The organism is Citrobacter sp. RHBSTW-01044, assembly GCF_013781945.1.
In the GTDB taxonomy this organism is placed as follows: domain Bacteria; phylum Pseudomonadota; class Gammaproteobacteria; order Enterobacterales; family Enterobacteriaceae; genus Citrobacter; species Citrobacter braakii.
Window position 1 is genome coordinate 4,663,441 of the sequence record NZ_CP056180.1, and the last position, 16,258, is coordinate 4,679,698.

At 52.6% G+C, this 16,258-nt stretch carries 11 protein-coding genes; 6 read left to right on the forward strand and 5 right to left on the reverse strand.

Annotated elements, in window-relative coordinates; all coding sequences use genetic code 11:
* Positions 1 to 160: 160 nt before the first annotated feature.
* Positions 161 to 1,561, forward strand: coding sequence for a Si-specific NAD(P)(+) transhydrogenase (sthA, locus tag HV352_RS22280; protein ID WP_016155291.1), 1,401 nt, complete (start codon positions 161 to 163; stop codon positions 1,559 to 1,561).
* Here sthA and oxyR read toward each other — a convergent pair.
* Positions 1,544 to 2,461: a DNA-binding transcriptional regulator OxyR gene (gene oxyR / locus HV352_RS22285; RefSeq protein ID WP_003028858.1), complete on the reverse strand. Its 918-nt coding sequence runs from the start codon at positions 2,459 to 2,461 to the stop codon at positions 1,544 to 1,546. The genes sthA and oxyR overlap by 18 nt on opposite strands.
* Positions 2,462 to 2,943: 482 nt before the next feature.
* On the opposite strand from oxyR, the gene HV352_RS22290 reads away from it, so the two are divergent.
* A complete protein-coding gene (locus HV352_RS22290; protein ID WP_047415545.1) occupies positions 2,944 to 5,388 on the forward strand; it encodes a glycosyl hydrolase family 18 protein in 2,445 nt (814 codons plus the stop codon).
* A 56-nt stretch (positions 5,389 to 5,444) separates the two neighbouring features.
* Here HV352_RS22290 and argH read toward each other — a convergent pair whose 3' ends face one another.
* The 3 genes from argH to argC form a co-directional block, all read right to left on the reverse strand.
* Positions 5,445 to 6,818 (reverse strand): argininosuccinate lyase, encoded by a 1,374-nt coding sequence (gene argH, locus HV352_RS22295; protein ID WP_049269727.1) that lies wholly within the window; start codon positions 6,816 to 6,818, stop codon positions 5,445 to 5,447.
* Between the two features lie 116 nt (positions 6,819 to 6,934).
* Complete coding sequence (gene argB / locus HV352_RS22300; RefSeq protein WP_016155288.1) at positions 6,935 to 7,708, reverse strand: acetylglutamate kinase; 774 nt, start codon at positions 7,706 to 7,708, stop codon at positions 6,935 to 6,937.
* 10 nt (positions 7,709 to 7,718) lie between these two features.
* Entirely contained in the window at positions 7,719 to 8,723 is a 1,005-nt protein-coding gene (gene argC, locus HV352_RS22305) for an N-acetyl-gamma-glutamyl-phosphate reductase (RefSeq protein ID WP_016155287.1), read from the reverse strand.
* A gap of 155 nt (positions 8,724 to 8,878) precedes the next feature.
* Between argC and argE the strand changes: the two genes are divergently transcribed.
* The 4 genes from argE to HV352_RS22325 all read left to right on the forward strand — a co-directional run bounded on the left by argE (position 8,879) and on the right by HV352_RS22325 (position 15,915).
* Positions 8,879 to 10,030, forward strand: coding sequence for an acetylornithine deacetylase (argE, locus tag HV352_RS22310; RefSeq protein WP_016155286.1), 1,152 nt, complete (start codon positions 8,879 to 8,881; stop codon positions 10,028 to 10,030).
* Between the two features lie 343 nt (positions 10,031 to 10,373).
* Positions 10,374 to 13,025, forward strand: a complete 2,652-nt coding sequence (gene ppc / locus HV352_RS22315) for a phosphoenolpyruvate carboxylase (protein ID WP_016157932.1) — start codon at positions 10,374 to 10,376, stop codon at positions 13,023 to 13,025.
* A 209-nt stretch (positions 13,026 to 13,234) separates the two neighbouring features.
* Positions 13,235 to 14,968 carry a phosphoethanolamine transferase CptA gene (locus HV352_RS22320; RefSeq protein ID WP_019077898.1) on the forward strand — a complete coding sequence of 578 codons (1,734 nt, stop codon included), beginning with the start codon at positions 13,235 to 13,237 and terminating at the stop codon, positions 14,966 to 14,968.
* A gap of 86 nt (positions 14,969 to 15,054) precedes the next feature.
* On the forward strand, positions 15,055 to 15,915 hold the full coding sequence (locus HV352_RS22325; protein WP_137367549.1) for an AraC family transcriptional regulator: 861 nt from the start codon (positions 15,055 to 15,057) through the stop codon (positions 15,913 to 15,915).
* On the opposite strand, the gene HV352_RS22330 is transcribed toward HV352_RS22325, so the two are convergent.
* The gene (locus tag HV352_RS22330; RefSeq protein WP_016155282.1) at positions 15,902 to 16,258 is read right to left on the reverse strand and encodes a PTS fructose-like transporter subunit IIB; all 357 of its coding nucleotides are present in this window, start codon (positions 16,256 to 16,258) and stop codon (positions 15,902 to 15,904) included. The two genes, HV352_RS22325 and HV352_RS22330, sit on opposite strands and share 14 nt — an antisense overlap.

Consider the following 16,258-nt stretch of genomic DNA (forward strand, 5'->3'; position numbering starts at 1 on the left):
CACTATACCAGAGATTAGGCGGTTGGCATGGCTTTGTGAATGATTGTTTACGCGCAGTTTGTGCTTCGGGTTCGCAAAAAAGCACAACGATAATTGGGTTATCCCGACAACGATGTTACTATTCTGTTGCTTTTATGTATAAGAACAGGTAAGCCTGACCATGTCACATTCCTACGATTACGATGCAATAGTAATAGGTTCCGGTCCCGGCGGCGAAGGCGCTGCAATGGGTCTGGTTAAGCAAGGAGCGCGCGTCGCGGTGATTGAGCGCTATCATAACGTCGGCGGAGGCTGTACCCACTGGGGGACCATCCCGTCGAAAGCCCTCCGCCACGCCGTCAGCCGTATTATTGAATTCAATCAGAACCCACTTTACAGCGACCACTCCCGACTCCTTCGTTCTTCTTTCGCCGATATTCTCAACCACGCTGATAACGTTATTAATCAGCAAACGCGTATGCGGCAAGGATTTTACGAGCGCAACCACTGTGAAATTTTGCAGGGAAATGCCCGTTTTGTTGATGAACACACACTCGCCCTTGAATGCCACGACGGCACGGTGGAAACGCTGACCGCGGATAAGTTCATCATCGCCTGTGGTTCACGCCCCTATCATCCGGTGGATGTCGACTTTTCCCATCCCCGGGTTTATGACAGCGACTCTATCCTGAGCCTGCACCATGAACCCCGCCATGTTTTGATTTATGGCGCGGGAGTAATTGGCTGCGAATATGCGTCGATCTTCCGTGGAATGGACGTCAAAGTCGATTTAATCAACACCCGCGATCGTCTGCTTGCGTTCCTCGATCAAGAGATGTCCGACTCGCTCTCTTACCACTTCTGGAACAGCGGTGTGGTCATTCGCCACAACGAAGAGTACGAGAAGATTGAAGGTTGCGATGACGGCGTCATCATGCATCTGAAATCCGGTAAGAAACTGAAAGCCGACTGCCTGTTGTACGCCAATGGCCGTACCGGTAATACCGATTCGCTGGCGCTGGAAAATATTGGGCTGAAAACCGACAGCCGCGGGCAGTTGAAGGTCAACAGCATGTACCAGACGGCGCTGCCGCACGTGTATGCCGTAGGAGATGTGATCGGCTATCCGAGTCTGGCATCGGCGGCCTACGATCAGGGACGCATTGCCGCCCAGGCATTGGTAAAAGGCGAAGCTACCGCGCATCTGATCGAAGATATCCCGACCGGGATTTATACCATTCCGGAAATCAGCTCCGTCGGTAAAACCGAGCAGCAGCTCACGGCCATGAAAGTTCCATACGAGGTTGGCCGCGCCCAGTTTAAACATCTGGCACGTGCGCAAATCGTGGGTATGAGTGTCGGAACGCTGAAGATCCTGTTCCATCGCGAAACGAAAGAGATTCTGGGGATCCACTGCTTTGGGGAACGCGCGGCCGAAATTATTCACATCGGTCAGGCGATAATGGAGCAAAAAGGTGGTGGTAACACCATCGAATACTTCGTTAACACCACCTTTAACTACCCAACCATGGCGGAAGCCTATCGGGTAGCAGCGCTAAATGGCTTAAACCGCCTGTTTTAACGCACTGTCGAAATGGCCATCCATTGACCCACGGATGGCCTCTGCCAGCTGTTCATAACGGCTGCGCAGCGGCGAACCTGGACGATACACCAGGCCAATCGTACGGCGCGGTTCTGGCTTGATGCAGGGCAAATAGACAACGCCATCACGCTTACGCTCCGGCGGCACGGCCAGCGCGGGCAGTAAGGTAATACCGCTACCTGCCGCCACCATGTTACGCAGCGTTTCCAGACTGGTCGCCCGGAAATGGGTATCCTCATCAGCACCCGCTTCAAAGCAGAAGCCCATCGCCTGATCGCGCAGGCAGTGGCCATCCTCTAGCATCAGCAGTTTCTCACCCGCCAGATCGGACATCGGCACACAGTCGCGGTTTGCCCATGGGTGATCTTCATAGATCGCCAGCAGCATAGGCTCATCAAATAACGGTACTTCGATGAACGCCTCACTCTCTTTCACCAGCGCCAGAATGACGCAGTCGAGCTTACCGCTATCCAGTTGCGCCAACAGCTGATGCGTCTGCGCCTCATGGAGATACATTTCCAGTTTTGGGAAGGTCTGATGCAACATAGGAATAATATGCGGCAGCAGGTATGGCCCCACCGTTGGGATCAAACCAATATGCAGCGGTCCAGACATTGTCTCGCCTTGTTGGCTTGCCATCTCCTTGAGCACTTTGACCTCGCGCAGCACGGTGCGCGCCTGATCCACCAGCAGTAAACCTGCCTGAGTGAACAGTACTTTGCGACTCGTACGCTCCAGCAGCATGACGCCAAGCTCATCTTCCAGCTTGCGGATTTGCCCGCTCAGCGTTGGCTGACTAACGTGACAGGAGTCTGCCGCTCGTCGGAAGTGACGATGTTCGGCTAGCGCCACCAGGTATTCAAGATCACGAATATTCATTATTCATCCTCCATCGCCACGATAGTTCGTAGCGATAGGTAGAATAGCAACGAACGATTATCCCTATCAAGCTTTCTGTTTAATAATGCACCACAGAAACGGAACGGTACCCCTTTAACCCTTGAAGCTACTGTCCGTTTTGAGAGTTTCTCTCATACTCGAAATAACTAAAGCCAACGTGAACTTTTGCGGACCTTGAGTCCGCATTTTTTTTGCGCCCGGCGCGAATACATTCAAAAAAATATATACAAAATATAAATTACATATTCTCATCCGATTATTTAAATTAAAACCATATTAAATTAAAATAATCAAAAACATTTTGTATCATTTATATATTTGACGCCCTGTCAGGTTCATAAATAATAACCGCGCGATATTCAATATATGGCAAATCGCAAGAACACTCGTTTCTTCGCCACTCTAATTATTTAGAGTACATTCACCCATATTTTTCTAATATTTATCGAATGGAATCTTTTATGAAACTCAATACTATTTCGCGATATTTTCTCGCGGCAGGCCTGATGTCGTGCGCCGCAAACGCATTCGCTCTGGAAGCCTGGAGCGGTCAGGCAGGTGGAAACACCATTGAAGTTATTTTTGACAGTAAAGTTTATAGTAACCGCTGGTATGTAAATGCCGATAATTGCCCACAGGGCGCGTCAGCTGAAAACTGGGATAATCCGTGGAGTTATGTGCGCGATGCCACAAAAGCGGAAATCGATCAATATGGCAACCCAACCACTTGTGAATCCGGGAGCGCCACGCCTGTTGCCCACGACGCATTCAGCGCCGAAAAAGATTATGCCAAAGATGATATTGTCGCTTATCAGGATGTGACATATGAAGCGTCCAGGCCCATTCCGGCTTATTCCTTCACCCCAGGTGCCGACAATCCGTGGAAACTCTATACGCCAGTACCCGACTGGCGTTCCAGCCAGGTTTACAACAAAGGGGACGAGGTCAAAGTTGACGGCCAGTCTTATGAAGCACTGTACTATACCGTTGGCGAAAACCCTTCTATTGCAGGTAACCAGAACCCGACCGGCACCAATGGCCGTCCGTGGAAACCGTTAGGCCCAACGGTCGAATTCACCCAGGAACAATTTAAGAATGCCCCACAGATCAATTCCATTGCGTTTTACGAACCCGGCAAACTGGCGGTGTACAAAGGAACGCCTTTTGTCGCTCAGACGAAAGTCAAAGGCGTTATGCCGTATGATAAAAACCCATGGGCAATTTATACCAACTGGACTGGCACCAAAGAGCGCGTAGGGACGCCGAAGAATCCGTGGCCTGCCCACGTTTATGCACCATACGTCGACTTTAGCCTGAACAGCATTCCGGATCTGGCGAAACTGGCGAAAGAGCAAAACATTACCCACTTCACCATGGCGTTTGTCGTCGCGAAAAGTGGCGAGCAGTGCATCCCAACCTGGGGTACGGCCTATAATCTGCAGGATTACTCACAGTACAGTAAAATAAAAGCGCTGCGTGAAGCCGGTGGCGATGTGATGGTTTCCATTGGCGGAGCGAATAACTCCCCGCTGGCGGCTGCCTGTAAGAATGTGAAAGATCTGCAAAAACTCTACTACGACATTGTTGATAACCTGAACCTGAACGTGCTGGATTTTGACATCGAAGGCACATGGGTGGCCGATCAGGATTCCATCGATCGCCGCAACCAGGCAGTAAAAGAGGTTCAGGCTCAGTGGAAAGAGGAAGGTCGCAAAGTCGGTATCTGGTACACCCTGCCGATTCTGCCGACCGGTCTGACGGCTGAAGGTCTGTATGTGCTGGAAAATGCGCGCCATGTCGGCGTTGAGCTGGCTGGTATTAACGTAATGACCATGGACTACGGTAATGCCGTCTGCCAGTCAGACGGTACCGAAGGGCAGAACATCCACGGTAAATGCGCCACGTCCGCCATCGACAACATGTTCACCCAGTTGAAGAAAATCTGGCCAGAGAAATCTGACAAAGAGATCAACGCCATGATGGGCACCACCCCGATGATCGGTTACAACGATGTACAGGGCGAAGTGTTCTATCTGTCCGATGCGAAACTGGTGATGGACGACGCGAAAAAACGCAACCTCGGCATGATTGGCGCGTGGTCGATGACGCGCGATCAGCCGGGCGTGGCGAAGCAGGTCAGCCCGGAGCACAGCGGCATGACCGCACAGCAGGCACCGATGTACGCATACAGCCAGGTATTTGCGCCGTTTACGCATGACAATTCCGCAGATGAAGCGTCTACCGATCTTGCCGGTGATGTGAAAGCGGTTTATATCGATGTTTTTGATGGTCAGCAGCGCATCAATGTAAATTTCGATACCAGCAAGCTGAGCGGCAGTAACAGTTACTCGGTAGATGTGGATGGTAAATATGCCTTCTCTACCTCCGGCAACAGTGTCTACTACAGCTACCGTTCTAACTACGGTACGCAAAGCACGGTACGGACCGGTGGCATGTCCTACATGTTAGCGCCAGGAAAAGTGATCACCGTTAAACGTACCAATCCGAATCCTGAAATCCTGGCACAGCTCACTGTGACGAGGGATATGCAGGAAGGTAACAATCCGGTCAAGGATGCCGGTGAAGTGAAATCGTTGACGGTTAAAAAAATCAACGGCGTACCGAATGTGGTTGTTGATTTTGACGCCAAAGCGCTGGGCTGGAAAGCAGCGAACGGTTCTGCGTGGGTCGTGAAAGTGATGGGTGACGCGAAAAACGGTAACTACATCTTCAGTTGTGACAACGGTAACTGCTATTACAGCTCTGTCAAAACAGCGGGAGATATCACCACGGTAACGTCTGGTGAAAGAGACATCTCCGAAGGTGAAACCATTGTCGTTGAACGTGTTACACCGAATCCGGCAACCGTCGCCAAACTGGTTGTTACGAAAGATATGCTGAAATAATCCTTTTCGCATAAAGTCAGAACCCCGTCAGCTCACAGCGACGGGGTTCTTTTTTTTTACACCAGCCGCGCCTTCGCGTAGTCGATCGCCTGCGCCACCTGCTGTGGCGACACGCCGCCTTTCGCCGCACGTTTATCCAGGCACGATTGCAACGAGAGGATCGGATAAACGTCATCGCCAATCACCTGACTGAACTTTTGTAAGTCAGCAAGCGACAGCGCTTCCAGCGGTTTGCCCTGACGAATCGCCTCGACCACCGTCTCACCCACAATATGGTGTGCTTCGCGGAACGGGACGCCTTTTGCTACCAGATAATCCGCCAACTCGGTGGCGTTAGCATAACCCTGCTGCGCCGCTTCCTGACAACGCGGACGTTTCACCTGAATGCCATCCAGCACCAGCGCAGCCATATGCAGACAGTCCAGCCAAGTGTCGAGCGCATCGAACAGCCCTTCTTTGTCTTCCTGCATATCTTTATTGTATGCCAACGGGAGACCTTTTAAGGTCATCATCATGCCGGTCAGCGCACCCTGCACGCGACCGCATTTGCCACGGATCAGCTCCAGCGCATCCGGGTTTTTCTTCTGCGGCATCAGAGATGAACCCGAAGTTACACGATCGGACAGCTCGACAAAGCCCGCTTCGCCGGTATTAAAGAAAATCAGGTCTTCAGCAAAACGCGACAGGTGCACCATGCCAATAGAGGCGTTGGAGAGTAACTCCAACACGTGGTCACGGTCAGAAACACTGTCCAGACTGTTACGCGTCGCCGAGGCAAAGCCCAGCCAACCGGCCAACTGCTCGCGATCGATTTCATACGCCGTACCCGCCAGCGCGCCGCAACCCAGTGGACTGACGTCCAGACGCTTGAGCGAATCCTGCAGACGGCTCTCGTCACGCGCCAACATTTCGACATAGGCCAGACACCAATGAGCAAACGTCACCGGCTGCGCACGTTGCAGGTGGGTGTAACCCGGCATAACGGCGTCCTGGTTATTCTCTGCCGTCACCACCAGCGCACTTTGCAGCTGACGGTTGGCCGACAGTAATTCAATAACCGTGTCTTTACACCACAGTTTAAGATCGGTCGCGACCTGGTCATTACGGCTACGTCCGGTATGCAGTTTTTTACCAAGCTGGCCGACTTTATCAATCAGCTTACCTTCCACCCAGCTATGAATATCTTCGGCATCGCTTTGCAGGATCTGCTGCGGATTAACGCGAACCTCTTCCAGCAGAGTGTTCAGCGCCTCTTCCAATTGCAGCTGTTCATCGACAGTCAGTACGCCGACCGTTACCAGCGCTTTAGACCAGGCCACAGAGCCGACAATATCCTGTTCTGCCAGGCGGTAGTCAAAACGCAACGAGTCGTTGAACTGTTTGAACCGCTGATCTGCTGCCTGTGTAAAACGCCCACCCCAAAGTGCCATAACTTGCTTCCTTAATATCTTGAATTTCAACGCCGGATGGCGCTTAGCTTATCCGGCGTACAGGTTCGGTTCACGTAGGCCCGATAAGGCGTAACCGCCATCGGGTACAAAATAGTTTACGCTAAAATCCGCGTGCCAATTGGCATGCCGTTAAACAGCGCCGGCAGTTGCTCGGCATGACGCCAGGAGGCAATATCCACAGGACGGCCCAGCGTGCGCGCGGCATCCAGCGCCGCATTGACCTTCACGATCATGCCGTCAGTAATAATACCTTGTTCAATCAGTTGTTCCGCTTTCGCGGCGGTCATTTCGGCAATACGCTGGCCTTTACCATCCAGAATACCGCTTACGTCAGAGAGCAGGATCAGATCCGCACCCAGCGTTGCCGCCAGCGCCGTTGCCGCCTGATCGGCATTAACGTTCATCAGCAGTCCGTCTTCAGTAACGCCAATGGAGCTAACTACCGGCAGAAAACCGCCTTCCAGCAGTGTGTTAATCAGCTTAGGCGAACCCGGCTGCGCCAGTCCAACATGACCCAGCGCTTTATCGAGCGGCGTCACTTTTACGCTATCGCCATCACCAAGATACAGACCCACGGATGCGATGTGGTGCTTTTTCGCCCAGGCCAGTAAGGTTTTATTCGCTGTTCCCGCCAGGGCACCGGTAATAATGTCAATTTGATCGGCTGGCGTGACGCGCAGACCATTTTTCTTTTTCACCGGCAGGTTCAGCTGCTTCATAAGATCGTCAACCACGCAGCCGCCACCGTGCACAATGACCAGCGGTCGCTGGTGCGACTCACGATAATTCACCAGTGCGGTAAACAGACGCTCCAGCGCCTCTTCGCTATCCAGTAAAACGCCGCCCAGCTTGATAATTAATGGATTCATCGTTGCACCCTTAAATAAGAGACTGCGTTTCAGCAAAGCCAAAACGAATATTTGCGCACTGCATCGCCTGTGCCGCCGCGCCTTTCAATAAGTTGTCTTCAGTTGCCACCACGATCAGGTGCTCACCCTGTACGGCAAACCCGATATCACAGAACGGTAAGCCAACCACGTTCTTCAGCGCCGGAACGCCTTTGTCATACAGACGCACCAGTGGCTTATCGCCATACGCCTGTTGCAACGTTTGAGCCACCTGCGCATGGGTTACGCCCGCTTGCAAACGGCAGGTGATGGTTTCCAGAATTCCGCGCGGGAAGTTGCCCAGATGCGGGGTGAAGATCACCTCCGCACCAAGGTGAGTAGCGATTTCCGGCTGATGGCGATGGGTAAACACGCCATACGGCTGCAGGCTCACCTCACAAAAGCTGTTGGAAATAGCCGCCTTACGTCCCGCGCCGCTCACGCCGCTGGTGGCGTTAATTACCGGCCACTGGCTGAGATCCAGCAGCCCGGCATCAATCAGTGGTTTCAGCGACAGCTGTGCCGCCGTCGGGTAGCAACCCGGCACGGCAATCAGATTCGCGTCTTTCAGTTGGTCTGCGCTCCACTCCGCCAGTCCATAAACCGCCTGCTCCAGCAGGTCGGGATGCTGATGGGTAAAGCCGTAATATTTTTCATAGAACGCGCCGTCGTTTACGCGAAACGCGCCCGAGAGGTCAAACACCACGCATCCGGCCTGCAAAAACTGCGGAGCCAGGTCATGGCTCACCTCATGCGCCGTTGCGAGGAACACAACGTCCACCCCTGCGCTAAACTCGCTGATATCTGACATTGGCTGTAACGGTAAATCGACAATGCCTTTCAACTGCGGATGCAAATCGGAGATTAATTTTCCTGCATCATTGCTTTGCGCTGAGACGGTCAAAGCGGTTATGGTCATATCAGGATGGCGATTTACATAGGTCACAAGCTCTGCGCCGGCATAGCCACTGGCGCCCACAATCAGCGTATTCAACATCGGGGCTGCTCACCTTCTTAGATTCTGTTGCCAGATATAAGCCTTTATCACCTCACCTTACACTTGGTGGGTTTTATTACGCTCAACGTTAATGTATTTTTATTCACAAATACTGCATGAATATTGATACTATCATGACCCGAGGTGTGTCAACAATGAAAAACAATTTACCGCCATTTATCGAGATATACCGCGCTCTGATTGCCATGCCGTCGATTAGCGCCACCGAAGAAGCGCTCGACCAAAGTAATGCAGGTTTAATCACTCTGCTGGCGGGCTGGTTCAAAGATTTAGGCTTTAATGTGGAGGTCCAGCCGGTTCCCGACACGCGCAATAAATTCAATATGCTGGCAAGCATTGGACAGGGAGCCGGTGGTTTGTTGTTGGCGGGCCATACCGATACCGTCCCCTTTGACGACGGACGCTGGACGCGCGATCCGTTCACCCTGACCGAGCATGACAATAAGCTCTACGGTCTGGGTACGGCGGATATGAAAGGCTTCTTCGCCTTTATCCTCGACGCGCTGCGTGACGTCGACGTCACTCAACTGAAAAAGCCCCTGTACATTCTGGCCACTGCCGATGAAGAGACCAGCATGGCGGGAGCGCGTTATTTCTCTGAAACCACCGCTTTACGCCCGGACTGCGCGATCATTGGCGAACCCACTTCTTTGCAACCTGTCCGCGCGCACAAAGGTCATATCTCTAATGCGATTCGCATTTTGGGACAATCGGGTCACTCGAGCGATCCGGCTCGTGGCGTGAATGCCATTGAACTGATGCATGATGCCATCGGTCATATCATGAATCTGCGCGATGACCTGAAAGAGCGCTATCACCATGATGCTTTTACCGTCCCGTATCCGACGTTAAATTTGGGTCACATCCACGGCGGCGACGCTGCTAACCGAATCTGCGCCTGCTGCGAGCTGCATATGGATATTCGCCCACTGCCCGGCATGACGCTTAACGATCTCAATGGCTTACTTAACGACGCGCTGGCCCCGGTCAGCGAGCGCTGGCCGGGTCGCCTGACGGTGTCGGAGCTGCATCCGCCAATTCCAGGCTATGAGTGCCCACCGGATCATCAACTGGTACAAGTGGTTGAGAAACTGCTGGGCGCACAGACTGAGGTGGTGAACTACTGCACCGAAGCGCCGTTTATCCAGACGCTTTGCCCGACGCTGGTGTTAGGGCCTGGCTCCATTAATCAGGCGCATCAGCCGGATGAGTATCTGGAAACTCGTTTTATTAAGCCAACCCGCGAATTGATCACCCAGGTTGTGCATCATTTCTGCTGGCATTAATCGCTTATCGCCTCGCTAACCCTTTAGTGGTAAGCGAGGTAATTTATTAACATTTCCATAAGCAAGGCTTATTTGATTCGATGTGAATTAAATAACGTAAATTCCCGTCATTTTTTCGTTTGCTGAACCGATTTCGCAGCAATTGACGTCACGACTTTTACGTGGCTTTATAAAAGACGGCTAACAAACAAAGTCCGAGAGATTTCGTGTCACAGCAAGGCGGCAAGCGAGCTCATACCAGGAGCTTACATAAGTAAGTGACCGGGTGGGCAAGCGCAGCCAACGCCGATGTCGCGCGAAAGATACAGGACGCATAAATTAAAGATGGGGTGTCTGGGTTAATATGAACGAACAATATTCCGCGTTGCGTAGTAATGTCAGTATGCTCGGCAAAGTGCTGGGGGAGACCATCAAGGATGCGCTGGGAGAGAACATTCTTGACCGCGTAGAAACAATCCGTAAGTTGTCCAAATCATCCCGCGCCGGCAATGAAGTCAATCGCCAGGAGCTGCTCACTACGCTGCAAAACCTGTCTAACGACGAGCTGCTGCCGGTTGCCCGCGCGTTTAGCCAGTTTCTGAACCTGGCCAACACCGCCGAGCAGTACCACAGCATTTCGCCAAAAGGCGAAGCAGCCAGCAACCCGGAAGTGATTGCTCGCACTCTGCGTAAACTGAAAGAGCAGCCCAACCTCGATGAAGCCACCATCAAAAAAGCCGTCGAATCTCTCTCCCTGGAGCTGGTTCTCACTGCCCACCCGACCGAGATCACCCGCCGTACGCTGATCCATAAAATGGGTGAAGTGAACGCCTGTCTCAAGCAACTTGATAACAAAGACCTCGTCGATTACGAGCGCCATCAGCTGATGCGCCGTCTGCGCCAGTTGATTGCCCAGTCCTGGCATACGGATGAAATCCGCAAGCTGCGCCCAAGCCCGGTTGATGAAGCCAAATGGGGCTTCGCGGTGGTTGAAAATAGCCTGTGGGAAGGCGTACCAAATTATCTGCGCGAGCTGAACGAACAACTGGAAGAGCATCTGGGCTATAAGCTGCCCGTTGATTTTGTCCCGGTTCGCTTTACCTCCTGGATGGGCGGCGACCGCGATGGCAACCCGAACGTAACGGCGGATATCACCCGTCACGTGCTGCTACTCAGCCGCTGGAAAGCGACCGATCTGTTCCTGAAAGACATTCAGTTTCTGATTTCTGAGCTGTCGATGGTGGATGCTACACCGGAACTGTTGGCGCTGGTGGGCGAAGAAGGCGCAGCAGAACCTTACCGTTATCTGATGAAAACCCTGCGTTCACGTCTGATGGCAACCCAGGCCTGGCTGGAAGCCCGTCTGAAAGGCGAGAAATTGCCGAAACCTGCGGGACTTCTCACCCAAAATGAACAGCTCTGGGACCCGCTATATGCGTGCTATCAGTCTCTGCAGGCCTGTGGCATGGGCATTATCGCCAATGGCGAATTGCTCGACACCCTACGCCGCGTGAAATGTTTCGGCGTACCGCTGGTACGTATTGATATTCGTCAGGAAAGCACCCGTCACACTGAAGCCCTTGGCGAACTGACCCGTTATCTGGGCATTGGCGACTACGAAAACTGGTCGGAAGCGGATAAACAGGCTTTCCTGATCCGCGAGCTGAACTCCAAGCGTCCGCTGCTCCCACGTAACTGGGAGCCGAGCAACGACACCCGCGAAGTGCTCGACACCTGCCGGGTCATTGCCGAAGCCCCGTATGGCTCCATTGCCGCCTATGTTATCTCAATGGCGAAAACACCATCGGATGTACTGGCCGTACATCTGCTACTGAAAGAAGCCGGTATCGGTTTTGCTATGCCGGTTGCCCCGCTGTTTGAAACGCTGGACGACCTCAACAACGCCGATGACGTCATGTCTCAGCTCCTGAACATTGACTGGTACCGTGGCTTTATTCAGGGCAAACAGATGGTCATGATTGGCTACTCTGACTCCGCAAAAGATGCAGGCGTGATGGCGGCCTCCTGGGCGCAATATCAGGCGCAGGACGCGTTGATCAAAACCTGCGAAAAAGCCGGTATCGAACTGACGCTGTTCCACGGTCGCGGTGGCTCCATTGGTCGCGGTGGCGCGCCTGCGCATGCGGCGCTGCTCTCTCAACCACCCGGCAGCCTGAAAGGCGGTCTGCGCGTGACAGAACAAGGGGAGATGATCCGCTTTAAGTACGGCCTGCCGGAAGTGACCATCAGCAGCCTGTCGCTGTATACCGCAGCAATTCTGGAAGCCAACCTGTTACCGCCGCCAGAGCCGAAAGATAACTGGCGTCATATCATGGATGAGCTTTCCGATATTTCCTGTGAGCTCTATCGTGGATATGTGCGTGAAAACAAAGACTTCGTCCCTTACTTCCGCTCCGCAACGCCAGAGCAGGAACTGGGTAAATTACCGCTCGGTTCACGTCCGGCAAAACGTCGCCCAACCGGCGGGGTAGAGTCTCTGCGCGCCATTCCGTGGATCTTTGCCTGGACGCAGAACCGCCTGATGCTCCCGGCGTGGCTGGGTGCAGGCACCGCACTGCAAAAAGTGGTTGAAGACGGTAAGCAAAGCGAACTCGAAGCAATGTGCCGCGACTGGCCATTCTTCTCCACACGTCTTGGCATGCTGGAAATGGTTTTCGCCAAAGCAGACCTGTGGCTGGCAGAATACTACGATCAGCGCCTGGTCAAAAAAGAGCTGTGGCCGCTGGGTGAAGAGCTGCGTCAGCGCCTGGAAGCCGATATCGATGTCGTGCTGGCGATTGCCAACGACTCACATTTGATGGCCGACCTGCCGTGGATTGCCGAGTCCATTCAGTTAAGAAATATTTATACTGACCCGCTGAATGTCTTACAGGCTGAGCTGTTACACCGCTCACGCCTGGCAGAAGAGCAAGGCAATGCACCGGATCCGCGCGTTGAACAAGCGCTGATGGTGACAATCGCTGGTGTCGCAGCCGGCATGCGTAATACAGGCTAACGTCCCCCCTCGTCGCCTTCGTGCTATTGTACGAAGGCGACAACAAAAACTGCTGTCATAACCGCTTCTTTTTCAATATATTCCCGCCTGAATATATTCACATTGTGAATATATCAACAGCAAAACACGATCCTAAGATCGTGATGCTTAAGTTCCTCTTAATATTAAGTCGCTACTCTTGGCGCTACGATTAAAGACAGGCTCACATTATGCAATCCTTACAACTCCAGTCTAAACCTAAATTTAGCTGGAAAGCCCTGGGTTGGGCGCTCCTCTATTTTTGGTTTTTTTCCACTTTACTCCAGGTCGTTATTTGTTTAACCGGATATAGCGGAACTAATGGATTACGCGACTCCTTGCTATTCAGTTCGCTGTGGTTGATCCCGGTATTTTTATTTCCAAACCGTATCCGTATTATTGCTGCCGTCATTGGCATGGTGCTATGGGCGGCCTCGCTGGCTGCTCTGAGCTATTACGTCATCTACGGACAAGAGTTCTCGCAAAGCGTTCTGTATGTGATGTTTGAAACCAATGCGAACGAAGCCAGCGAATATCTCAGCCAGTATTTCAGCCTAAAAATTGTTCTTATCGCCCTGGCCTATACGGCTATCGCTATTCTGCTGTGGACGCGTCTGCGCCCTGTTCATATTCCATCGCCCTGGCGCTATCTGGTGTCGTTTGCGTTGTTATACGGTTTGATTCTGCATCCGATAGCCGTTAACACCTTCATCAAACACAAGCCGTTTGAAAAAACGTTGAATGGCCTCGCCTCACGTATGGAGCCCGCCGCACCGTGGCAATTCATCTCCGGGTATTATCAGTACCGTCAGCAGTTGACCTCACTCAATAGCCTGCTGAATGAGAACAATGCCCTGCCGCCGCTGGCTAACTTCAAAGATAACTCCGGCGATGCCCCACGTACGCTGGTGCTGGTCATTGGCGAGTCAACGCAGCGTGGTCGCATGAGCCTGTATGGTTACCCGCGCGAAACGACGCCAGAACTGGATGCATTGCATAAATCCGATCCTAACTTCACCGTATTCAATAATGTCGTGACCTCACGTCCGTACACCATTGAAATCCTGCAACAGGCGCTGACCTTCGCCAATGAGAAGAATCCGGACCTGTACCTGACTCAACCGTCTCTGATGAATATGATGAAACAGGCAGGTTATAAAACCTTCTGGATCACCAATCAGCAGACGATGACGGCTCGCAACACCATGCTGACCGTGTTCTCTAAGCAGACGGATAAGCAGTTCTATATGAATCAGCAGCGTACGCAAAGTGCGCGCGAATATGACAGCAATGTGCTGGCGCCATTTAAAGAAGTACTGGCCGACCCGGCACCGAAAAAGTTCATCATCGTGCACCTGCTGGGTACGCATATTAAGTACAAATTCCGCTATCCGGATGGTCAGGGTAAATTCGATAACAATGTCGACAACGTTCCCCCCGGCCTGGATGATGATGAGCTGGAAGCATACAACGATTACGACAGCGCGAATGTCTACAATGACCATATCATTGCGAGTCTGATAAAAGACTATAAAGCGACCGATCCGAACGGCTTCCTGCTCTACTTCTCCGATCACGGGGAGGAGGTATACGATACGCCACCGCATAAAACGCAGGGTCGTAATGAAGACAACCCGACGCGCCATATGTATACGGTACCGTTCCTGCTGTGGACCTCTGAAAAATGGCAGGCTGCACACCCGCGCGACTTCTCACAGGATGTGAATCGTAAATACAGCAGCTCAGAGCTTATCCACACCTGGTCTGATTTAGCGGGATTCACCTACGACGGTTTCGATCCGACCCGATCCATTACCAGCCCGCAGTTCAAAGAGACGACCCGCTGGATTGGCAATCCGTACAAAAAGAATGCCCTGATTGATTACGATAGCCTGCCGTACGGCGATCAAATCGGTAATCAGTAATACTCGTATCGGCCACTCTTAAAGAGTGGCCTTTTTTTATGATGACGGTTACTGTTTCCCCTGTCTGCTGCCTGCAAGGGATTAACATGTATCACGACGTCAGCCATCTTCTCTCCCGCCTGATTAACGGCCCCACGCCGCTGCGCCAGGTTTATTTTGCCAGCAGCAGTAGTTCAACGCCGGAGCTGGCGTATCAGGTCGATTTTCCCCGGCTGGAAATTGTGCTGGAAGGTGAGTTCACCGATAACGGTGTTGCTGGCGCATCCGCGACGTTACTGCCTTGTGATGTGCTATTCGTTCCGGCTGGCGGCTGGAACTTTCCGCAATGGCTCAAACCGGTCACCACGCTCAGCATTCTGTTCGGCAAACAGCAACTGGGTTTCAGCATCGTCCAGTGGGACGGCAAGCAGTATCAAAATCTTACCCGCCAGCACGTCGCGCGGCGTGGGCCACGAATTGGCTCTTTCCTGCTGCAAACGCTCAATGAAATGCAGATGCAACCGCAGGAGCAACAAACCGCCAGGCTAATCGTTGCGAGCTTACTGAGCCACTGCCGCGATCTGCTGGGCAGCCAGATCCAGACCGCATCACGCAGTCAGGCGCTTTTCGAAGCCATTCGCGACTATATTGATGAACGCTACGCTTCGCCGCTCACCCGAGAATCCGTCGCGCAGGCGTTTTACATCTCACCCAATTACCTCTCCCACCTGTTTCAAAAAACGGGCGCTATCGGGTTTAACGAATACCTGAATCACACGCGACTGGAACACGCGAAAACGCTGCTGAAGGGTTATGAACTGAAGATCAAAGAAGTGGCGCACACCTGTGGGTTTGTTGACAGCAACTATTTCTGCCGCCTGTTTCGCAAAAATACCGAACGTTCGCCGTCAGAATATCGTCGGCAATACCACAGCCAACTGACGGAGATAAAAGCTAATCCAAAGTAAGATGTGTGTGCTGTGGTGCAGAAAGCAGCTTTCGCACGGCGCTCATCACCCGCTGCGGCTCACGCAGAAATGCGCTAATGCCCGACTGGACGTATCGGCTCTGCGTAAATCGCTCTGCTCCTGCCAGTTCAATATCGGTAATGAGCAACACCGCATCAGCACGGTTAATATCCTCTTCCGTCAGGCGATTTTCGGTACCCAACGCGCCCTGAGTTTCAATCTTGATGCTCCATTTCTCCTGCTGGCAGAGTTTCTCCAGCCGTTCAGCGGCCATATAAGTATGGGCCACGCCGCTTACGCACGCGGTGACAGCAACCAGATATCGTACAGGTGCGATGGCCAT